The organism is Serratia sp. Tan611, from assembly GCF_905188235.1.
GTDB lineage: Bacteria > Pseudomonadota > Gammaproteobacteria > Enterobacterales > Enterobacteriaceae > Serratia_B > Serratia_B rhizosphaerae.
In genome coordinates this window covers 1,574,205-1,596,064 of the sequence record NZ_LR994655.1, presented here as the reverse complement: position 1 = coordinate 1,596,064, position 21,860 = coordinate 1,574,205, and the positions used below count along the sequence as shown (strand labels likewise).

21 protein-coding genes are annotated in these 21,860 nt (G+C 58.6%); 11 read left to right on the top strand and 10 right to left on the bottom strand.

Annotated features, from left to right (window positions below):
• Nucleotides 1-47: 47 nt before the first annotated feature.
• The 8 genes from TAN611_RS07590 to ygbI form a co-directional block, all read right to left on the bottom strand.
• Nucleotides 48-779 carry a molecular chaperone gene (locus TAN611_RS07590; RefSeq protein ID WP_197951589.1) on the bottom strand — a complete coding sequence of 244 codons (732 nt, stop codon included), beginning with the start codon at nt 777-779 and terminating at the stop codon, nt 48-50.
• Complete coding sequence (locus TAN611_RS07585; RefSeq protein ID WP_238404522.1) at nt 779-2,134, bottom strand: fimbrial protein; 1,356 nt, start codon at nt 2,132-2,134, stop codon at nt 779-781. The genes TAN611_RS07590 and TAN611_RS07585 overlap by 1 nt, the downstream gene beginning before the upstream one ends.
• A gap of 10 nt (nt 2,135-2,144) precedes the next feature.
• Nucleotides 2,145-4,685, bottom strand: a complete 2,541-nt coding sequence (locus TAN611_RS07580; protein WP_370576261.1) for a fimbria/pilus outer membrane usher protein — start codon at nt 4,683-4,685, stop codon at nt 2,145-2,147.
• A gap of 94 nt (nt 4,686-4,779) precedes the next feature.
• On the bottom strand, nt 4,780-5,514 hold the full coding sequence (locus TAN611_RS07575) for a molecular chaperone (RefSeq protein WP_187043428.1): 735 nt from the start codon (nt 5,512-5,514) through the stop codon (nt 4,780-4,782).
• Between the two features lie 51 nt (nt 5,515-5,565).
• Entirely contained in the window at nt 5,566-6,099 is a 534-nt protein-coding gene (locus tag TAN611_RS07570; RefSeq protein ID WP_203067461.1) for a fimbrial protein, read from the bottom strand.
• 613 nt (nt 6,100-6,712) lie between these two features.
• A complete protein-coding gene (locus tag TAN611_RS07565; protein ID WP_105230359.1) occupies nt 6,713-7,357 on the bottom strand; it encodes a response regulator transcription factor in 645 nt (214 codons plus the stop codon).
• Between the two features lie 187 nt (nt 7,358-7,544).
• A complete protein-coding gene (locus tag TAN611_RS07560) occupies nt 7,545-8,327 on the bottom strand; it encodes a winged helix-turn-helix domain-containing protein (protein ID WP_187044760.1) in 783 nt (260 codons plus the stop codon).
• Nucleotides 8,328-8,780: 453 nt separating this feature from the next.
• Nucleotides 8,781-9,545 carry a DNA-binding transcriptional repressor YgbI gene (gene ygbI / locus TAN611_RS07555; protein ID WP_105230357.1) on the bottom strand — a complete coding sequence of 255 codons (765 nt, stop codon included), beginning with the start codon at nt 9,543-9,545 and terminating at the stop codon, nt 8,781-8,783.
• 266 nt (nt 9,546-9,811) lie between these two features.
• On the opposite strand from ygbI, the gene ltnD reads away from it, so the two are divergent.
• The 6 genes from ltnD (at nt 9,812) to TAN611_RS07525 (ending at nt 15,486) form a co-directional block, all read left to right on the top strand.
• Nucleotides 9,812-10,726 (top strand): L-threonate dehydrogenase, encoded by a 915-nt coding sequence (ltnD, locus tag TAN611_RS07550; RefSeq protein WP_203067460.1) that lies wholly within the window; start codon nt 9,812-9,814, stop codon nt 10,724-10,726.
• Nucleotides 10,726-11,985: a 3-oxo-tetronate kinase gene (gene otnK, locus TAN611_RS07545; protein ID WP_304573722.1), complete on the top strand. Its 1,260-nt coding sequence runs from the start codon at nt 10,726-10,728 to the stop codon at nt 11,983-11,985. The genes ltnD and otnK overlap by 1 nt, the downstream gene beginning before the upstream one ends.
• Entirely contained in the window at nt 11,982-12,614 is a 633-nt protein-coding gene (locus TAN611_RS07540) for an aldolase (protein WP_105230354.1), read from the top strand. The genes otnK and TAN611_RS07540 overlap by 4 nt, the downstream gene beginning before the upstream one ends.
• A 2-nt stretch (nt 12,615-12,616) precedes the next feature.
• Nucleotides 12,617-13,393 (top strand): HPr family phosphocarrier protein, encoded by a 777-nt coding sequence (locus TAN611_RS07535; RefSeq protein ID WP_197951581.1) that lies wholly within the window; start codon nt 12,617-12,619, stop codon nt 13,391-13,393.
• Between the two features lie 119 nt (nt 13,394-13,512).
• Nucleotides 13,513-14,871: a GntP family transporter gene (locus TAN611_RS07530; protein WP_111737474.1), complete on the top strand. Its 1,359-nt coding sequence runs from the start codon at nt 13,513-13,515 to the stop codon at nt 14,869-14,871.
• 75 nt (nt 14,872-14,946) lie between these two features.
• Complete coding sequence (locus tag TAN611_RS07525) at nt 14,947-15,486, top strand: GNAT family N-acetyltransferase (RefSeq protein WP_111737475.1); 540 nt, start codon at nt 14,947-14,949, stop codon at nt 15,484-15,486.
• 85 nt (nt 15,487-15,571) lie between these two features.
• Here the strand turns inward: TAN611_RS07525 and ompX are convergent, their stop codons facing one another.
• Nucleotides 15,572-16,090 (bottom strand): outer membrane protein OmpX, encoded by a 519-nt coding sequence (gene ompX / locus TAN611_RS07520; protein WP_105230350.1) that lies wholly within the window; start codon nt 16,088-16,090, stop codon nt 15,572-15,574.
• Between the two features lie 398 nt (nt 16,091-16,488).
• Here ompX and rhtA point away from each other — a divergent pair, with 398 nt between their 5' ends.
• Both rhtA and nanQ read left to right on the top strand, forming a co-directional pair.
• Nucleotides 16,489-17,376: a threonine/homoserine exporter RhtA gene (rhtA, locus tag TAN611_RS07515; RefSeq protein ID WP_111737476.1), complete on the top strand. Its 888-nt coding sequence runs from the start codon at nt 16,489-16,491 to the stop codon at nt 17,374-17,376.
• A 90-nt stretch (nt 17,377-17,466) separates the two neighbouring features.
• Complete coding sequence (gene nanQ, locus TAN611_RS07510; RefSeq protein WP_105230348.1) at nt 17,467-17,940, top strand: N-acetylneuraminate anomerase; 474 nt, start codon at nt 17,467-17,469, stop codon at nt 17,938-17,940.
• A gap of 47 nt (nt 17,941-17,987) precedes the next feature.
• Here the strand turns inward: nanQ and TAN611_RS07505 are convergent, their stop codons facing one another.
• A complete protein-coding gene (locus tag TAN611_RS07505; RefSeq protein WP_187043432.1) occupies nt 17,988-19,196 on the bottom strand; it encodes an aldose 1-epimerase family protein in 1,209 nt (402 codons plus the stop codon).
• Nucleotides 19,197-19,799: 603 nt separating this feature from the next.
• Here TAN611_RS07505 and dps point away from each other — a divergent pair.
• From dps to glnH, 3 genes are all read left to right on the top strand, one after another.
• Complete coding sequence (gene dps / locus TAN611_RS07500; protein ID WP_105230346.1) at nt 19,800-20,303, top strand: DNA starvation/stationary phase protection protein Dps; 504 nt, start codon at nt 19,800-19,802, stop codon at nt 20,301-20,303.
• 119 nt (nt 20,304-20,422) lie between these two features.
• Nucleotides 20,423-20,689, top strand: coding sequence for a DksA/TraR family C4-type zinc finger protein (locus TAN611_RS07495; RefSeq protein ID WP_105230345.1), 267 nt, complete (start codon nt 20,423-20,425; stop codon nt 20,687-20,689).
• A 343-nt stretch (nt 20,690-21,032) separates the two neighbouring features.
• On the top strand, nt 21,033-21,773 hold the full coding sequence (gene glnH / locus TAN611_RS07490) for a glutamine ABC transporter substrate-binding protein GlnH (protein WP_105230344.1): 741 nt from the start codon (nt 21,033-21,035) through the stop codon (nt 21,771-21,773).
• Nucleotides 21,774-21,860 lie beyond the last annotated feature (87 nt).

The following is a 21,860-nucleotide window of genomic DNA, read 5'->3' as shown; positions in this document are numbered from 1 at the left end:
CATCCGGCTGCGATCGCTAAAAGGCGCGTCTTGATGACGCGCCTTTTTTATGGCTTCAGTACGGCACGCTCGGCGACGCCGTAGCCGTCATCGTCGATCAGCACATAGCTGACGCTCGCCGGCCGGCCGTCGCGTTGCTCATCCACATCAAGCGTTTTGCTGGCGAACGGCGCCAGCATGCCGATCGCCAACGCCGTCTGTCGGCCGTCGCCATTCAGCTGCGCCTGACCGTAGGTGGCGTACAGCGGCGTCGGGTTACTCACCGTCAGCATCAGCTTGCCCGGCAGCCGCGTCAGGCTGAAACGCTGACGCGCCGCCAGTTGTTCCGCCTGCCCCTGCAGCCCGTCCGGCCGGTAGAACAGCTTCAGCTGCAGCCGCACCGCTACTTTGAGCGCCGATACGCCCGGCGGCAAATGCGCATCGGTCGGCGGGATTTCATACACGTTCAGCCAGTACAGCGATTCACGATCCGACGGCTGCGCCACCTGCGTCGCCAGCAGACGCAGGTTTTTCTTCTCCCCCGGCTCCAGCCGGAAAATGCCCGGCAACGGCATCACCGGCACCTCGCCCGCCGTTTCCGGCGTTCCGTCCGGCGCGCCGTCGTCCACCCAGGTCTGCACCACCACCGGATAGTCGTTGCCGTTGACCAACAGCAGCGAGCGTTCACGATCGGCGGCGGCAAATACCACGCGCGACGACTCGACAATCACCCCGGCATATGCGTAACCGCCAAGGCCCAGCCAGGCGCACAAAGCGGCCTTCAAACATTTCATCATCATTATTGCACCTGAATAATCACCTGGGCGCTGGCGCTCACGCTGCCGGCGGTGACCGTTTTTCCCGGCAGCGCCTGCAGCGTGGCGGTCAGGGTTTTGCTGTAGCGGGTCACCCCGTTGGTTACCGCCCCGGCGCTGGCGTCATCCAGCACCGGATACCAGCCGGCGCGGTTGCCGCCGGCCACCGCACCGCTCAGCGTGCTGAGCAGGTTTAATATCGCGCCGCCGGGGCGGGAAATCCGGATGCCGACGCCGGTGGCGACGTTCGGATCGACGCCGTAGCCGTCCGACAGCAGATAGCTGACGCCGGAGCCGGCGGTGCCTACGCCTTCCGCCACCGCCGCAGCGGCATTCGCCGGGTTGACCAGAATGCCCATCGCCGTCTGGTTGGCGGCGATGCCGCTGGCAAACGCACCGACGCCGCTGGTCGCCGGCGTACCGGTCTGGCAGTCAAACTGAATGGTGATCGGCATCTGGCGGGTTTCACCGGCGCGCAACTGGGTGGCGGTAATCGGCGTAAAGCGCACCAGCGGCGTCACATTGGTTACCGAGCAGGTGGCGGAGCGGCGAATATATAACCGGTTATACAGGTTCACCGCGCCGGGCCAGGCGCCGTACCAGCCGCTGAATTGCGATAGCGAATCCGCGCCGACGCTCAGGGACGGCGACAGCCCGCCGCCCTGAAAAGCGATATAGGTGGCCGGCTGCGACTGGGGATAGACGCCGGTGGTGGTCATCGGCCCCGTGGAGTTGCTCAGGCGGAACAGCTCCACCTTCGTATCGCTGAAGTTCTTGGCTTTCACCAATATCCATCCCTGCGAATCCGTTTCCAGGTTGGTTAACGGCCGCGCTTTCCAGTAGCGGGAATAGTATTCGCCGGTCGCCAGATTGGTGGCCCGCAGCGCCATGCCGTTGGCATAGGTGCGGTAGGTTTCCGGCAGGCCGGACGCCGCTCCGACCTCCACCTTGCCGGCCCACTCCGAGTCGCCGTTGGTGGCATAGTATTCATACAGCTTACCGGCCTCATCGGCGGTACAGCGGAACAGGATCTGATCGGCGCTGTAGCTGCCGGAACCGGCCTCCAGCGCGCTGACGGTGCCGCTGGCGATCGGCGTACCGTCCGGCTGAAACAGGCTGTTATTGATATTTACCGTCGTCGGCAGTGTGCCGATAGAGCCGGAGGTATCGGTCGAGCCGCTCCAGGCGGCGCCGATGCCTTTACTCGGATCGGTATAATAGTTCGAACTGGCGTTAGTGTTGGTGGCGGTAATCCGGTAGCAGGTCGCCTGCGCCTGACCGAGCCACATGCTGCCGGCCAGCATCAGCAGCGCGGCGCGCGAGAATATGTTCATCATCATTATCCGTTCGTTACTGGTCCGCGCATGGCAACGCCAGACGATAAAGCGACTGTTTCACAGCCTGAGCGCGTAAGTCGTAGCGCAGCGTGCACTGCGCGCCGGCCGACTCACCCCATTTCACCCGCAGCTCGCCACGGGCTTTCTGCGCCCGGGCATAAACCTGATTCCCCTGGCCGACCAGACCGACCACCGCATTGTTCTCGTCATACACATTAGCGCCGAGCGGCAGCACGCCGCCGGACGGGCTGAGTCTGATCAGCAGCGGGTAGCCTTCCAGCGTTTTAAAGCGCACTTTCACCGCCGCCCCGGCGTACGGCGCGATGCGCTGCTGGTTCTCCGTCAGTTCGGCGTTGACGTTTTCCGCCCCTTTGGCGTCCAGCGTGACGTCGTTGTAACGGTAAGGCACCAGCGACGGCACAATGGCGTAGCCAAAACGGTCGATCTTCGCCCCCATGCCGTTCATCACTTCCGCACCGCTGACGCCTTCCGCTTCCACCAGCGCAAAGGTATCGCTCAGGTACGGCCCGAGGGTGACGCCGCCCGCATGCGCCACCAGCGCGCCGCGCGCGCTCAGGCCGCCCTGGGTGTAATGTTTACCGTGGGACAGGTTGCCGCCCAGCGTGGCGACCGACGTCTGCTTGGTCAGGTTGGCGCCGAAGCTGCTGCCGGCGCCGGCCGTGTCATACGCGCCGTTCAGCGCATAGCTCAGGCTCTGGTCGTCGCCCAGCGTGCCGGACAGCGCCGACTGATAATGGCTATAGCCGCGATCGCCGCTCTGATGGCTGACGCCGGCCGACAGAATCGGCGAGCGCGAGCCACTGCCCAACGGCAGTGATACCGACAGCATCACCACGTTTTGCGTCGTGCCGCTCGCAACATAGGTCGCATCCTGCAGGCCATAGCGGGTGCTGCCGGTCTGCTGACGGCTGAGCGACAGGTTATAGCTGAGGCTGCGGTAGCTGTGCGAATACGCCAGTTGGTATTGCGTGTCGCGTCCGCGCCCGCCACGGTAGCTGCTGGTCGAGCCGGAAAAATAGAGCTGGCCGTACGCCCCTAGCCCCTGACTGACGGTGGCGACAAACTGCTCGCTCTGCTGATAGGTGCTGGAGCTCCAGACCGCGTCGCGATCGCGCGCGTTGCGCAGCCCCAGCACGTCGCCCAGATCGCGGTAGCCTTCGGTGGAATAACGGTAGCCCGCCAGCGCCAGAGTGGTGTTAGTGGGGGTAAAGGTACGGCTGTAGGTGGCACCGACGCGCCAGCCGTCCAGCGTATCGCCCCACATATCGGCGCGCGAATACACCGCGTTGATCCCCAGCGCGCCGTAGCGGCTGGCCAGCACCGCGCCGCCGAGCAATGCCTGATAGCCGTCGGCAATGCGTACGCCGCTATTGGCGGTTACAGCGTTGCTCAACCCGCTCTGGTAGCTGAGTTCGGCGAACATATCATCGCTGTCGCCCAGGTTGCGCACCTGCCCGGCCGACAGGTTGAAGCGTGAGCGCCCCGGGCGCAAAGAGTCCGGCACCGCCGAAAACGGCACGGTAAATGACGACACCCGGCCGTCGGCTTCCTGAATTTCCACCACCAGATCGCCCTGATAGCTGGTGGGATAGAGATCGTCAATCACAAAGGCGCCCGGCGCCACCGTGGTCTGATAAATCTGCGTGCCGGCCTGGGTGATGCTCACTTTGGCGGTGGTCGACGCCACGCCGCGGATGGTCGGCGCATAGCCGCGCTGCGACTCCGGCAGCATGCGATCGTCGGTTTCCAGCCGCACGCCGCGAAAACCGAGGCTGCTGAACAGGTTGCCGGAAGTAAAACTGTCGCCCAGCGTCAGCTGGCTGTTCAGCGCCGGCAGCGGCCGTTGCAGGTAGGTGCGCACCGACTTCCAACTGCTGAGCGTAGGGGCATGGTCGCTGGTGTAGCGGGTATAGCTCGACTGCTGACGCAGCTGCCACAGCCCCAGGTTAAAGCCGGCGTTCAGCCCGAGATAGGTCGAGTCACTGGTCGTACCGCTGCTTTTACTGCGGTAATAGTTGCTGTCGTAATTGACGAACCCCAGCGTTTCGCCAACGGACAACTCCTCAGGCGGCACTGAACCGCGCGCCACACGCTTCATCAGCGCCTGCGGCACGGACATATCCAGCCGCAGGCGGGCAAAATCAAAGCGGCTGCCGGCGCCGGCGACCTGCTGTTCCAGAGGCAGGCAAGGATTGGCAGTGGCCTGTTCGGCGCTGCTTTTAATATTGACGGCTAATATGCCGGCGGCAATCAGCGCGTCGCGGCTAAAACAGGGGAAAACGACGTCCTGACCGGGTTGCGCGGTAAACGTCAGCGTCTGGCGGGAGAGAAAAGCGCCGTTGATAAAAATATCGACCTGATAGTCGCCCGGCGTCACCGTATTTGCACGGCTGAAGCGGGCAAGGCTCTGCTGACCCGCGCTGCCCACCAGCATACTGTCGTCAAATTCAAACTGCCCGGCGCCGGCCGCAAGCGGCGTCAGCAGCCCCAGCGTCAACGCCAGCGGTTTAAGACGCGCGCCGCAGCCAGGCATCACGCCTGGCGACGCACTCTTCCGCGCGCTGCCGGAATATGTGATTGTTGTTTGCATCCCTTCAGTCCCTTACGTGCAAAACGCACCGCGCGTTTTATTGACTCAGACGCGCTTCCGCCTTGATATGGCCACCGTAGTCATTGATCAGGGTAAATGTGACTTTCTGCGCGCCGGCCGGCGACGGCGTACGCGTCAATAACGGCCAGCTGGCCTGTGATTTAGGTGCGATCATGTCCGTTTTGAACGGCACGGCCCGCTTGCCGACCAGCACCGCTGCGCCAATTACCGAGGCGTAATAGCTGGAATCGTTATAGGCATTCAGCCGCCACTGCCCGCCCTGCTGACGCAGGGAAAAGCGCAGCTGTCCGCCGACGCCGTCTGCATTGCCCGGCAAATTCTTCGGCCGATAGAAAATTTTCACCCGGTTACGCAGCACCACCAGCATCTGGTTCTCGGCGCCGTTGACGGCGTTTTTCGGCGGGATTTGCGCCGAATTCAGATAGAACACCGACTCACGGTCCTGCGGCAGATCCTTGCCGGTAAACACCAGCCGGACCGACTGGCCGGTCTTCGGCTCAACGCGGAACAATGCCGGCACCGTGACAAACGGCCCGTCGGCATTTTCCGGCGTTGACGACGGATTATTCACGTCGGTCCACATCTGCATTACATAGGGGATGTCGCTATGGTTGGTGAACTGTACGGTCTGCGACTGAGCGTCCGCCGGATAAATCACCCGCGTATTCAGCATCACCACGCTGGCCATCGCCGGCCCGGCCAGCAGCGCGGCGGTGAGACAAAGTGACTGACAAAATCCCTTGTTCGTCATATAAACGGCCTCTCAAAACCCCCTTCCGCACTGGCGGAAGGGGAAATACGCTTACTGATACGACACCGCGTACTGCACGCTGCCCAATACCGACCCGGCGGTCGCGCTGCCCTCAGAGTAGTAACGCACGGCAAAGTCATAAGAGCCGGAGGTCGCGCCGGCCGCCAGGCTCAACCCCGGCGTCCCCGCCTGGCCGCTCAGATCCAGCGGCGCAGCCGGCGTTGCCGGATCAATCAGCTCCAGCGAAACGTTGGTCGCGCTGCCGGTGTTGCCCATCCGGCCGTCGGCGGTCAGGTTGTTGGCGACGAATACCGTTTTAACGGCGGTGGCGTTCGCTGCATCGGCGGTGCAGCCGGTCAGGCCGATGGTAAACGGCGTCTGGCCTGCGGTGGCGCCGGCGGCCGCCAGGTCAGCCTTGGATACCGTCGGCAGCAGCACCACCGGGGTGGAGGCATTGCCGTTGATGCTCACGGTACAGGTCTGGTCTGAGACTTCGCCCTGAAACTGAATGGTATTGTTGGCGGCGGCGGCGACGCCGGACAGCATCATGGCGGCAACAGCGAGAGCGATTTTGGTGATAGTCATAGAATGTAATTTCCCTTCAAGTTGAGTATGAGGCGGGTCGTTGAACAATGTTCCCTTCCGCCGATTCCTAGAGTCATGCACTTTCCTTTGGCGACATACGGCTTATCCCCGCTACAGCACGCTGAAAAACGGGAATAAACTGACTACATCGCGGCCAGCCAATCTTTGAAAATGCGCCAAGCGCCCCTTGTATTGATTAGCCTGCCTTGACGAGAAAAATCTTATATCGAAACTCAATCAATAGATTCATTAACTATAAAAACGCAAATGTTTAGATTTAAATATCGACAATAAGCGATTATCTTCGGATATTAATAAATAAATTCCATCAAATGGGATTTCACCGTAGATTCCGCTTCTGCTGTTTATGCTTAATTAACCGACATGTCGGTCGTTTTTTTCAGCCGCCGACAGAGCGGCCTTCCGGTCATGAATAGCGCGCATGTCGTTCAGATAAAACGGATATTATGGCAAGCCAATCCCGCGCCATGGCGAACCCATGGCCGGAACGGTGATGCGCTGGCGCACCGAATGCAGGAGAAGGCAGCAGGAGAAAGGAAGGCAAGCGGGGCAACGCTATCACACCGGAAGCCCCCGCAGTATTAGCGACCGTTCAGCACGGCCAACGCGTACGCAGAGAAAGCAGCAGGTGGATAAAGCCGCTCTGATTAAGGCCAAGTTTATGCATGATATTCAGTTTATGCGTGCTCACCGTTTTGTAGGAACGATAGGTGGTGGTCGCGATGCTTTTGGCAGAGAAGCCCGCCGCCATTAACGCCAGGATGCGCCATTCACTGCCGGACAGGTGCTTGAACGTTCCGCTCTCCTGCTGGCCGGCGATACTGCGCCGGATGGCCGGACTGAGATAGTGCACGGCATGATGCGCCGCAGAGATGGCGTCCAAAATCGCCTCTAAGCCGTCGCGTTTGGATACCAGTACGCTATCCGGTATCGACGCCAGCAGGCGCAAAACGCTGTGATTCTCGATATCCGTCAGCACCACCCAGGGGGTATTCGGCCAGAAGGCTTTCTCATGCAGTATAAAATAGAGGCCGTCATAGAGGCACTCCTGCGCACCGTACAGCTCCATAATCACCGTTTGCCGGGGCTGCTGCATCAGTATCGCCTTCAGCTCGCTGAGGCTGGCAACCGGTTGAGTCGTCGCACTCAGCGGGCGTAGAAAAGCCTCCAGCCCCATGCCAACCCACGGCATCGCATCATATAAAATAAAATGGCGGCTCCGATCGTTATTTTTCATTTTCCCCTCGTGCGATAAAACTTATCGGCCACGGTACGTTAGCCTACGGTCATATAATAAATACAGCACCTGAAAACAAATAATATATACCTGAAGAATGGTTTGCCGTTGACAGCCGGCGCAATGTTAATAATTCGTTATAATGAGATCTATAAAACACGGTAAATGTGTTATTCCGCTGCGTGGACTAAAACAGCGGTCCGTCTTTCTGACTGCGGCACACCTCAACACGGTATTCTCGCGCCACCCGGCATTTCAAAATAAACAGCCGGGAAACGCCTTTAATATAGGACCCTACCTGATTACTGCTGAGCAATAGTAAATATTCGCCGCTCTTACACGATTCAGGATTGGCATTAATATACGCGAGCATATCGTTAACCTGATCCGCATTACCATTCAGCGCAGCACGCGGCGCCGATAAAAATACCTTGCAGTTATTCACCTCACCAATTAAATGCTCCTGTCTGACCGCACTGTTACGATAAATCAGCCAGATGCCAACGCTGATAACCAACAAAAGCAACGCACCAAGCGCCACGCCCGTACGCAAACGCCGCCCGGCGTTGCGCCAGGATACGGCGCGCCGCTCACCCTGTTCGGCGGCTATGTTCTGCGGCGGCGTGATGTGCGGTTCATCCGTCTCCAGCGTGATATTATGCGCCAGCATAAATCCGACTTTGGGTACGGTAATAATGACTTCGTCATCAATACCTAACGTTTTCAGCACCCGCCGTAATTTGCTCACGCATTGGTTAAGGTTATTATTACTGGACACCATGCCATAATCATCCCACACCTTGCGGAATATCAACTCGCGGCTGACCTGCTCGCCGTGGTGCGCAATAAGTAAAAGCAATAGCCGCTTTGACGGATTAGAAATAGCCAGCGATTCTTCCGGGAATCCCTCCAATCCCAGGCTGCCGCTGTCCGTATCAAAAAGAATCTGTCCATTAATTCTATATTTCATATTGCCTACTATATTCAAGCATTCACCGTTAGCAAAAAATGCCAGGCGGATGTTAACCCAAAACCACGTTAAATGCGTTGCCGGCCGCGTTGATGATAAGAGAAAACGTTGCGTTCAAAATGAATAAAAACGGGAATTTAATACCTGTAATCACCACCGGCAACAATAGGAATTTTCTTGCCACATTCGGGTAGAGTATACAAAGGCAATCCGAATGGATATATTCAAAAACCAATATCGGTAAAGTTAGTTTTTTATAGGGCATTTAATAAAATTTAAGCTAAAAAGTAAGGTTAATCCCCCATTAACCACAAAATTTAATATAAATATCGCGCACGGCTTCATGCGTTCAGCCCCTGGCGCAGCAGAAAATGCGGCCGCGCTGGCCCGTATCTCCACAACCGCCTGCAACGCGCTCATGGTCGGGCCAGAAAGCACCAGAATATTGCCCGGCTACTCGCCGGTCATATGCAGAGTGATATTCGCCTGCTGAATAGCAGTTTGGGCGGTGTCGGGCAGATGGCTGTCGGTAATAATGGCGTCAAACACCGCGATCGGCAGCGCCAGATAGGTGGCCACCTTGCCGTATTTTGACGTGTCGCTCAGCAGAATACGCCGCCGGCTGGCGTCAACGATGGCCTTTTTCACCGCCACCTTATCCTCGCTCGGCGTCGACAGGCCACGCATGCTCCAGGAGGAGGCGGAAATAAAGGCCAGATCGATAAATAACTGGCGCAGCGCCTGCGCCGCGGCCTCTCCCACGCAGGAGCGGTTTTCCCGACATACCGTGCCACCGGTGTGAATCAGCTCACACTGGCTGTTTTCCAGCAGGTAAGCCGCTATCACAAAATCGTTGGTGACCACCGTTAAATCGCCGCGCTCACCGATCTGCTTTGCCAGCGCCAGCGTGGTGGTGCCGGCATCCAGATAAATACAGCTGTTGGCCGGAATCAGGCTGGCCGCCAGCGCACCGATCGCCGCCTTCTGCTGGCTGAACATTCCTTCCTTATCCTGGTGCGACGGTTCAATCGCCAACCGTTCGGCCGCCTGCACCCCGCCGGATACTGCGATCACCGCCCCCTGCTCTTCCAGCTTCTGCAGATCGCGCCGGATGGTCATATGCGACACCGCCAGCCGCTCCGTCAGCTCGGCGATACTGACCACGCCGCGTTCGGCAACCAGGGCCAGAATTTGTTGATGGCGTTCTACCGGAATCACAGGGCTTCTCCTTACGGCTGATAATTATTGTGATTTTACGTCAATTTTCGTTCTGCGGCAGCAAACGTCGCACCGGGTATAAAAGTATGGCAAACCCATAATTTGTCAATTAAACAAATAATTACCACTTTCAGCCTGATACATCGCCGTTAATCCCGCGCCATTATTCGTTAAATTTTGTGAAGACGGTCACCATAAACGCGCTTAAAAACGCTTACATTTAACACATGAGAACAAAATATCACTAAAATTAACACGGAGTCAGTATGACACAAGCCGCTAACTATACCGTTTGCATCGTGGGCCTCGGCTCCATGGGCATGGGCGCCGCGCAATCCTGTATCAACGCCGGCTTAACCACCTACGGCGTCGATCTCAATCCGCAGGCGCGCGCCACCCTGCAACAGGCAGGAGCAAAACAGGTTGCCGCCAGCGCCGATGATTTTGCCGCCGAACTGGACGCGGTGATGCTGCTGGTAGTGAATGCCGCCCAGGTCAAACAGATCCTGTTTGGCGAGCGCGGTCTGGCCGGGCAGCTGAAACCCGGTACGCCGGTGATGGTCTCCTCAACCATTTCCGCCGCCGACGCCGCCAATATCGCCGAACGTCTGGCCGCGCAGGGGCTGGCGATGCTGGATGCGCCGGTTTCCGGCGGCGCGGTCAAAGCCGCCGCCGGAGAGATGACGGTAATGGCCGCCGGCAGTGAAGCCACCTTCGCCCGGCTACAGCCGCTGCTCGACGCCGTGGCGGGCAAAGTGTACCGCGTCGGCGACGAAATCGGCCTCGGCGCTACGGTGAAAATCATTCACCAACTGCTGGCCGGCGTGCATATCGCCGCCGGCGCCGAAGCGATGGCGCTGGCCGCCCGCGCCGGTATTCCGCTGGATGTGATGTATGACGTCGTTACCCACGCCGCCGGTAATTCCTGGATGTTTGAAAACCGTATGCGCCACGTAGTCGACGGCGACTATACGCCAAAATCGGCGGTGGACATTTTCGTCAAGGATCTGGGACTGGTAGCCGACACCGCCAAGGCGCTGCACTTCCCGCTGCCGCTGGCTTCCACCGCGCTGAATATGTTTACCTCCGCCAGCAACGCCGGCTACGGTAAAGAAGACGACAGCGCAGTGATCAAAATCTTCACCGGCATTGAACTGCCGCAAAAACAGGAGTTGCCATAATGTTGCTTGGCGTAATTGCTGATGATTTTACCGGCGCCACCGATATCGCCAGCTTTCTGGTGGAAAATGGCCTGTCGACGGTACAGCTGAACGGCGTACCGGACAACGACGACGCCGTGCACGCACAGGCGGTGGTGATCAGCCTTAAATCGCGTTCCTGCCCGGCCGAACAGGCGGTCGAACAATCGCTGCAGGCGCTGGACTGGCTGCGGCGTCAGGGGTGCCAACGGTTTTACTTCAAGTATTGTTCCACCTTCGACAGCACCGCACGCGGCAATATTGGCCCGGTGACCGATGCGCTGCTCGATGCGTTGGGAGAGAGCCAAACGGTGATCTCACCGGCGCTGCCGGTTAACGGCCGCACCGTCTATCAGGGCTACCTGTTCGTGATGGATCAGCTGCTGTCTGAATCCGGCATGCGCAACCACCCGGTCACGCCGATGACCGACAGCAACCTGCTGCGGCTGATGGAAGCGCAGGCCAGCGGCCGTTGCGGACTGATCGACGCCGCCGCCATGGATACCGGCGCCGACGGCGTGCGCGAGCGGCTGCAGCAGCTCGCGCAACAGGGCGTACGCTATGTGGTGCTTGATACGCTGAATGAACAACACCTGCTGACCCAGGGCGCAGCACTGAAGGACATGAAACTGGTCACCGGCGGCTCCGGCCTGGCGATCGGCCTGGCCCGCCAGTGGGCGCAGCCGGGCCAGACGCAGGCTCAGGCCGCCGGCGCGCCGCAGGGGGAGAAGGCCGTGGTGCTGTCCGGCTCCTGCTCTACCATGACCAATAAACAGGTCGTCCGTTACCGCCAGCAGGCGGCGGCGCAGGCCATCGATGTGGCGCGCTGCATCAGCGACGCCGAGCGTGAGCGCTACGCCCGCGAACTGAGCGACTGGGTGCAGCAACAGAGCGGCGATCTCGCGCCGCTGCTGTATGCCACCGCCGAGCCGGACGCGCTGCGGCAGACCCAGCAGCAATACGGCGTCGAGGCCGCCAGCCAGGCGGTCGAAGCGCTGTTCGCCGCGCTGGTGCGGAGGCTGTATCAGGCCGGCTTCCGGCGCTTTATCGTCGCCGGCGGCGAAACCTCCGGCGTGGTGACACAGGCGCTGGACATCCGCGGCTTCCATATCGGCCCGTGCATTTCTCCCGGCGTACCCTGGGTGCGCGCCATTGAACAACCGGTCTCCCTGGCGCTGAAATCCGGCAATTTCGGCGACGAAAACTTCTTTGCCAGAGCACAAACGGAGTTCCCGCTATGACGCACACCACCGAACAACAGGCGCGCGAAGAGATGGTGCGCCTCGGCGCTTCGTTCTTCCAGCGCGGCTACGCCACCGGCTCGGCGGGCAACCTGTCGCTGCTGCTGCCGGACGGCAACCTGCTGGCCACGCCGACCGGCTCCTGCCTGGGCGAACTGCAGGCAGAACGCCTGTCCAAGGTCAGCCTGCACGGCGAATGGATCTCCGGCGACAAGCCGTCGAAAGAGATCAGCTTCCACCGCGCGCTGTACCTGAATAACCCGGAATGCAAAGCGGTGGTTCACCTGCACTGCACCTATCTGACCGCCCTCTCCTGCCTGCAGGGGCTGGACACCCGTAATGCCCTCAAACCCTTCACCCCTTATGTGGTGATGCGCGTCGGCCAGGTGCCGGTGGTACCTTACTACCGCCCCGGCGATGAACGTCTGGCCGAGGATCTGGCACGGCTGGCGCCGTCCTACCGCGCCTTTTTGCTGGCCAATCACGGGCCGGTGGTGACCGGGAAAGACCTGCGCGCCGCGGCGGATAACACCGAAGAGATGGAGGACGCGGCGAAGCTGATTTTCACCCTCGGCGACCGCCCGATCCGTTATTTGACCGATGATGAAATTGCCGAGTTACGGAGCTGATCATGCCTAAATTTGCCGCCAATTTATCGATGATGTTCACCGAACTGCCGTTTCTGGATCGCTTCGCCGCCGCAGCCGACGCCGGTTTTAAAGCGGTCGAGTTTCTGTTCCCCTATGACTACCCCGCCGAGCAGCTGGCGGAACAGCTGTGTCAGCACGGCCTGCAGCAGGTGCTGTTCAATACCGCGCCGGGCGATGCCGCCGCCGGCGAATGGGGCCTGGCGGCGCTGCCGGGCCGTGAAGCCGAGGCGCGCGCCGATATCGACCGCGCGCTGGAGTATGCGCTGGCGCTGGGCTGCCCCAACGTGCACGTGATGGCCGGCGTGGTGCCCGCCGGCGCGGATCCGGCGGCCTATCGCACGGCCTTTATCGACAACCTGCGCTATGCCGCCGACGCGTTCGCGCCGCACGGCGTTAACGTGATGATTGAGGCGCTCAGCCCGCAGGTGAAGCCGAACTATCTGTTTTCCAGCCAGCATCAGGCGGCGGTGCTACAGGCGCAGGTCGATCGCCCTAATCTGTTTATCCAGTTCGACTTTTTCCACGCACAGCTGGTGGACGGCAACATCAGCGGCCTGATGCAGGCGCTGGCCGGGCGCTACGGCCATATCCAGATCGCCGGGGTGCCGGATCGTCACGAACCGGACAGCGGCGAGCTGAATTACCCCTGGCTGTTCGAACAGCTGGACCGCCTCGGTTACGGCGGCTGGATCGGCTGTGAATACCAGCCGCGCGCGGCAACCGACGCCGGGCTGGCGTGGGTCAGACCCTATCTGTAACCGTTAACGCAGCCACACCCTATAACAATACGTGCGCCCGTATCGCCGGTTCCCCGGCGATCGCGGCGCCTGGGCTTCTGTACCCCGAAAATGCGGGGATCCTGCTTAAAGGCAACACCATGTCTACCACAATGTTACTGTTAATTGCGCTGTCCGGCGTCATGCTGCTTCTGCTGCTGGTGATCAAGGCCAAGGTACAGCCGTTTATCGCGCTGTTGGCGGTCAGCCTGCTGGTGGCGCTGGCCGCCGGCATCCCTACCGGCGAAGTGATGGGCGTAATGACCGCCGGTATGGGCGGCGTGCTTGGTTCGGTCACGATTATTATCGGCCTGGGGGCGATGCTGGGGCGCATGATCGAGCACTCCGGCGGCGCGGAGTCGCTGGCGCAGCGCTTCAGCCAGGCGCTGGGGCCAAAGCGCACCGTCGCCGCGCTGACCATGGCGGCTTTTATCCTCGGTATTCCGGTGTTCTTCGACGTCGGCTTTATTATTCTGGCGCCGATTATTTACGGCTTCGCCAAGGTGGCGAAGGTGTCGCCGCTCAAATTCGGCCTGCCGATGGCCGGCGTGATGCTGACGGTGCACGTGGCGCTGCCGCCGCATCCCGGCCCGGTGGCGGCCGCCGGCCTGCTCGGCAGCGATATCGGCTGGCTGACCATTATCGGCCTGGCGATCTGCATACCGGTCGGCATTATCGGCTACGTCGTCGCCGGCTACCTCAACCGCAAATCCTACCCGCTGTCGGTCGAGGTGCTGGAACAGCTGCAGCTGGCCGCACCGGAGAACAGCGCGCCGCTCAGCGACCGCCTCAACCCGCCGGGCGCCGGGCTGATCTCCGCGCTGATTATCATCCCCATCGCCATTATTATGTCCGGCACCGTCTCCGCCACGCTGCTCGAGCCGGGTTCCGGGCTGCGCGATACGCTGGCGCTGCTGGGGTCGCCGGCGGTGGCGCTGATGATCGCGCTGGCGCTGGCCTTTTATTTTCTGGCGGTGCGTCGCGGCTGGAGCCTGCAGCATACCAGCGACGTGATGGGCGCAGCGCTGCCGACCGCCGCCGTGGTGATTCTGGTGACCGGCGCCGGCGGGGTATTCGGTAAAGTGCTGGTGGAATCCGGCGTCGGCAAGGCGCTGGCCGAGGTACTGACCACCATCGGCCTGCCGCTGATCCCGGCGGCGTTTATCATCTCGCTGGCGCTGCGCGCCTCGCAGGGTTCCGCGACGGTGGCGATTCTGACCACCGGCGGGCTGCTGTCGGAAGCGGTCGGCGGGCTCAATCACCTCCAACTGGTGCTGGTGACGCTGGCCACCTGCTTCGGCGGGCTGGGGCTGTCGCACGTAAACGACTCCGGCTTCTGGATCGTCACCAAATACCTCGGCCTGTCGGTCGCCGACGGGCTGAAAACCTGGACGGTGCTGACCACCGTACTCAGCGTCAGCGGTTTCCTGTTTACCTGGCTTTTATGGCTGCTGATATAGCATACTGAATTCACACCTTATCTTTCCCCAGCGGGCGCGCCGTGTGCGCCCGCAACGTTTCAGAGAGAAGGAATCATGAATTCACCCCGCTTGACTGCAGCTCCCCGCCTCACCACCGAACGCTTAATCCTGGACACTTATACCCTGAATGACTTCGACGCCGTGGCGGCGATGAGCGCCGATCCGCAGGTGATGCGCTATATTGGCGGCGGCGCCGCGCGCGATCGAGAAGAGAGTTGGGGACGCCTGCTGCGCTATATCGGCCACTGGCAACTGCTGGGTTACGGTTACTGGGCGGTGCGGGAGAAACACGGCGGCCAGTTTATCGGCAGCCTCGGCTTCGCCAACTATCAGCGCGATATCACACCGGCGCTGGAGGCCCCGGAGATGGGCTGGACATTGTGCTCTGCCGCCCACGGCAAAGGCTACGCGACGGAGGCCCTGCGGGCGGTGCTGGCCTGGGGCAAAAGCGCGCTGCCGGGCGGCAGAACGCAGTGCATCATTTCACCGCACAACCAGCCTTCGATTAAGCTGGCGCATAAGCTGGGCTTTCGTGAAACCCACCGCGCCGAATACCATCAGCGGACGGTGTTGGTGATGGAGCAGACGCTCTGAGCCGATCCGCAGGCAAAAAAAATCCGCCCGAAGGCGGATTTTTTGTCGTAAACGGCTGCCGATGGCAGGCCGCTAACGATAATTCTTAGAAACGGTAGCCTACGCCAACGCTCCAGATACCGATGTCGGTGTTGCGGATACGGCTCTGCTCGTAACCAACATCCAGAGCAACTTCCTGGATTGGGTTGAACTGCAGGCCAGCACCGTAGGTGAAGCCGTAGTCGCTGCTGCCGCCACGGTGAGAACCGTCTTGTGCGTTAGCAACGTTTTTACCGTAGCCCACACCGATCACGCCGTAGATGCTTGCCCAGTCGTTGAAACGGTAAGCAGGACCTGCAGTGATAGAGTTGTACTGAGCTTTGTTGTAAGTACCGTTCTCAGCACGGTCTTTCTCTACGTGAGTGAAAGAGCCGATCACACCCAGTGGGTTGTTGTCGAACTCGTAACGGTATTTCAGGTTGAAGCCGTCAGCTTTGTTAGCAACGCCTTGGAAATCGCCCTGAGCGTAGCCACCGGTTACGGTGCTCTGGCCAGCGAACGCGGTACCTGCGGTCACTGCTAATACACAAGCTGCTACTGCTGAAAGACATGCAATTTTTTTCATAACCACCTCAAACGCGTTTTATTATTAAGTACATCCATTTGTCTATACGATGAAAATATAACAAAAATTAGCGTGAAACTCTGCCCCGATTTGAGTGTCTAACACTTGATATCGTGTAACAGAAAATTACAAGAACATTGTATCCGCTTCTTTTCGCTTAATTTTCGGACGTATTCTATCCTCAAGCGTGACAAAAATCACCTACTTAATATCCAGATTTTTCTTAATAAAATGCGCACTTTTTGTGCTAACGCACCAGTTTTACTTAAACAAACCGTTTAAAAATCTCCTCAGTACGCTATTTCGCAGACAGAACGTCGGCGATTCATTACACTGAGGCCTGTCTGGTTTTTCTCCGATCTCCCCTGCTGCGGGAATGCATAATAAGGCTTAAAAGGATGTCCTCGTCGGTTTCTGCAAAAGCGTCTTCTATACTGCTGCCGGTGTGTTTACTGGTGGTCGCCATGGTGTCGATTCAGGGCGGCGCCTCGTTGGCGAAAAGTCTGTTTCCCCTGGTCGGCGCCGAAGGGATCACCACGCTGCGTCTGTGCATCGGCACGCTGATCCTGTTTATTATCTTCCGCCCATGGCGCATGCGTTTTTGCGCCGGTAACCGCCTGCCGCTGCTGATTTACGGCCTGGCGCTGGGGGCGATGAACTATCTGTTTTATCTGTCGCTGCGCACCGTACCGCTGGGCATCGCCGTAGCGCTGGAGTTTACCGGCCCGCTGGCGGTGGCAATGTTCTCATCCCGCCGGGCGATCGACTTTGTCTGGGTAGCGCTGGCCATCACCGGGCTGATCTTCCTGCTGCCGTTCGGCCACGGCGTCGGCGGCATCGACCCCCTTGGCGCCGCCTGTGCGCTGGGCGCCGGCGCCTGCTGGGCGGTATATATCATTTTCGGTCAGAAAGCCGGCGGCGATCATGGCCCGGGCACCGTGGCGGTCGGCTCGCTGATCGCCGCCCTGGTGTTCGCGCCCATCGGCGCCTGGCACACCGGCGCGGCGCTGCTTAACGTGGATATCCTGCCGCTGGCGCTGGGCGTCGCTATTCTGTCCACCGCGCTGCCCTACTCGCTGGAGATTATCGCGCTGCCGAAAATCCCGGCGCGCACCTTCGGCACTTTAATGAGCCTGGAGCCGGCGATGGCGGCATTTTCCGGCATGCTTTTCCTTGGCGAGCACCTGACGCAGGTGCAATGGCTGGCGCTGAGCGCCATTATCACCGCCTCCATGGGCGCGACGCTGACCATCAAGCCCAAACCGCGTATTGAAAGTCTGCCTTAAATCATCGGATTGCGGACGGCTTAACTGTTTTTCGTCGATAAAATAGCCACAATAAGTATAGGAATTTTATCGACGGAACGGAGAAGCTGAATGATTTTAAATAGTTTATTTAATCCCCGTTATGGACAGGGACTGTCTTCAGATCTGGCTGACATTCTGACGCAGGTACGTCAGCAAGATCTGCCTAATCTGCCCCTGGGACGCCATAACATTGACGGCGATCGCATCTTTATGGAAGTGGTCGAACTAACCACCGAACCTGCCGAACAAAAACGCGCCGAACTGCACTACCAGTATCTGGATATCCAGATACTGCTGAGCGGTGAGGAGCGTATCGACTACGGCCTGCCGGGCAGCGAGATCCACTGTGAGGCCTATCAGCAGCAGCAGGATTGTCAGCGGGCCGATATCCGCCGCCCGTGGCAGACGCTGCATATGACGCCCGGCATGTTCGTGCTGTTCTTCCCGTTTGAACCTCATAAAGCCGGCTGTCAGCTGCAAAGCCCGCAACACATCAAGAAAGCGATCGTCAAAGTGCTCTATGAACCGCCGTATGATTTCTAACGCCATGCCGTCAGGCCAGCCGTTACGCCGGCCTGACGGCGTTTTCCTTATTCCACCGCTATCGGCTGCGCCACCAGTTTGACATCGCGGTCGCCCTGCAGCGCCTTGACCCGCTCCTCGGCCTGCTTAACCTGCTGCGCATTCTGCAACAGGGTGTAGGTCAGCGCGAACTGCGTGCTCTGCCCCGGCTGCAGCTGTTTGATACGCCCCTGTTCGCGCTCGATGTTTACCGGATAAGCGTAATTGGTGCCTGGCTCAATGCCGGTGACGTAGCCCTGCCGCTCGGTATCGGTGTTTTTCCACAGCGTCAGCAACGGCAACTGACGGGTATTAAAGCCGATAGAAACGCCGCGATCGCCCTGCCGGTTGCTGAGCATCGCCAGGGTTTTCCCCTCGGCATCGGCGTAAGGCACGATGTTAAACACCATCTCATCAAAGCCTTTGGTCGGCCCCTGATACTGCGACCAGTTTTTCAAACCGGCGCGGGCATAGTCATTAAACGGCGAGATCTCCTTGATCGGCGCGTTGAATCGCGCACCTTCCTCCAGTAACGGCTTGCCGAAATTGCTGTGGTAGATGATCTGATAGTCCCGCGGGTAGTCCGCACGGTTGGTCAGGCTATCTTCAATGGTAAAGGCGGTGCTTCCCGGCACGTAGCGCAGCTCGGTCCAGGTTTCCAGGTTGCTTTTCTTAAAGGTGTTTTCCTTCAGCAAACCGCGGATGCGCACCGTATATGGCGCTTTTTCATCAATCTCCACCAGCACTTTGGAAGCCGGCGTATTGCCGGCGCGGCCGTGTAGCGTATAAAGCGTGCCGTCCTCAACGCCCGGGTGCCCCGTCCATGCAAAGCCGCAGCGCACCATCATTTCGTTAAAGCCGTCCAGCCAGCCCAGACCGTTGCGGCTTTCCAGATTGATATAGGCCGGGTTAACCACCTCGTCAACCGGCGAATCCCACCCCAGCCGTACGCCGGCGCCGTTGACATGCAAAATATCCATGCCGCGTGTCGGACTGAGCGCGATGGTCAACCCACCGGGGCTGGTCAGGGTAATCACTTTCGACCCCTCCTGTTTGCCACCGTGCAACACCTGCTGACGCAGGCTGAAATCGGCGCCGCCCAGCTTCAGCTTGTGGCTGTCGGTCTGCCAGTTACCCTGTTCAATGCCTTTTTCACTGTCGGTCAACACGATGGTTTGCGCAGAGGCATAACCTGAAATCAAAGAGATAGCGATTGAAACTGCGGTTAGCGTCTTCATTATTCTGCCCTTGTGGTTAGCTGAAAGGTTTTAGCTAAAGCAGTAACAAAGTAGATTTTCACCGGTGCTGAAAATGCGAAGCGAGTCACTCTTCCTATAATGGGCGGCAGGCAAGGCGTTCAGACGTTATCTGATGCAAGTTTTATTGTGAATGGAAATGACCTGTTGCAGATAAAACGTGCCAAATATCACCATAAAGCTGAACGGTGTCAGCGCTGCGCCGCAGCCTGACGTCTCGGACGCGCACGACGCACGGAGAGGATGTTCTCAAAAACAGCATATCGCCTTGATGCTGGTTTAAAAAACATAACCAGGATGATTAACCGTGGGAGAAGAACTTATCCGTTGATTATCAACGAGTCATTAAACATCGTGCCAAAGCAACACCCGATAAATAATGCCTCCACATACCACTTAAAATAAAAAAATCACTATTTATCAATAACTAAAATCGAGTCAGTATTAACATTGATTTAACACCAACACGCCATTACATCGCCTCCGCCTATTTAATCCATAGCCTTTATCAGCCGATAAAATAACCCGACGCTGCTATAATTATTCCGTAATGAATTTGGGACAACAATTTAAGAGGATATCTTTATGAGTACCGCAAAACTGGTGAAAACGAAATCTTCTGACCTTCTGTATACCCGCAATGATATGGATGACAAAACCAAGCTGGCAACTATCAGCATCCTGAACCACCAGCTCACACAGTTTATTGACCTGTCGCTAATCACCAAACAGGCGCACTGGAACATGCGCGGCGCCAACTTTATCGCCGTACATGAAATGCTCGACGGCTTCCGCACCGCGATTACCGATCATCTGGATATCTTCGCCGAGCGCGTGGTCCAATTGGGCGGCATTGCGCTGGGCACCGTGCAGACCGTCAACGCGGCCACGCCGCTGAAAAGCTACCCGACCCATATCCACAGCGTACAGGAACACCTGAAAGCGCTGGCCGACCGTTACGGCATCGTGGCGAACGACATCCGCCAGGCAATCAGCGCCGTGGATGACGAAGACACCGCGGATATCTTTACCGCCGCTTCGCGCGATCTGGATAAATTCCTGTGGTTTATTGAAGCCAATATCGAATAACCCTGCTTATACAGGCTGTCGCTGCGGCGTCAGCCTGTTGTCATCTGCGAACCACGCTTGAAATCGGCGAAAAAAACACCATATTCTGTTGAGAGGTCTTTTACGGCAGGAGGTGGCTTATGGCAAGCGGATGGGCGGCAGACGGCGCGGTTCAGGATCAAATCGACTCCACCGTCGACGACGCCGTACAGCGCGCCCGGCAGGCGCTGGGACACGGCGAAAGCGAACAATACTGTCAGGAGTGCGGGGAAGCAATCCCGCTGGCGCGCCGCCAGGCTTTACAAGGCGTACGCTACTGCCTGAACTGCCAGAACGCGCTGGATAAAAAACACGCTGCCGGCAGTTTGTACAACCGCCGCGGCAGTAAAGACAGCCAACTACGCTAATCTTCCCCCGCTCAGGGCCACCTGAGCGGTTTTTTTGCGCTGCGACATCCCCTGCGTTGCGCCAAAAAGTTAGATTTAGTTATCAGTATTGATGCGTAATTGTTAACTTTCGGTTGTTTTGCCACCACTTTTTAGTTAATCATAAGCCAACGCACCAACGGCGATCGCCCGCATCATTATTGGGCACCCATTGAGAGCGTAATCATAATAACTCGCCGTAACGGCACAACATCACATCTTAACCCTTTGTTTTTATAGAAATCGCAGACGTGGCACGATTATTTCATGGCGATAATGCAATAAAAAAATGGGTCAATCACAACCTGTACAGGAAATTCCTCTCATGAAGTCAATATTTAAAACCTCGCTGGCCGCCCTGTCGCTGGCCTTTGCCGTAAGTTCTCACGCAGCAGACAAACTGGTGGTCGCCACCGACACCGCCTTCGTTCCTTTCGAATTCAAACAGGGTAACCAATACGTCGGTTTCGATATCGATCTGTGGGCCGCCATCGCCAAAGAGCTGAAGCTGGACTACAGCCTGAAGCCGATGGACTTCGGCGGCATCATCCCGGCGCTGCAGACCAAAAACGTTGATGTGGCGCTGGCCGGCATCACCATTACCGAAGAGCGCCAGAAAGCCATCGATTTCTCCGACGGTTACTACAAAAGCGGCCTGCTGGTGATGGTCAACGCCGATAATGACGAGGTGAAAAACGTCAACGACCTGAACGGCAAAGTGGTGGCGGTGAAAAGCGGCACCGGTTCGGTGGATTACGTGAAGGAACACGTCAAAACCAAGGATCTGCGCCAGTTCCCGAATATCGACAACGCCTATATGGAGCTGGGCACCAAGCGCGCCGACGCGGTGGTGCACGACACGCCGAACATTCTGTACTTTATCAAGACCGCCGGCGCCGGCAAATTCAAAACGGTGGGCGACTCGCTGGAAGCACAGCAATACGGCATCGCCTTCCCGAAAGGCAGCGATCTGCGCGAGAAGGTCAACGGCGCGCTGAAAACGCTGCGTGAAAACGGCACCTACAACGAAATCTATAAAAAATGGTTCGGTAGCGAACCCAAATAATCACGTCTGACCGCGTGTTCATCGCACACGGCGGCGTCGTCACCCGGCCCGCCGTGTGCTGTTGTCTCTGATCCCCCATTGGGGAAC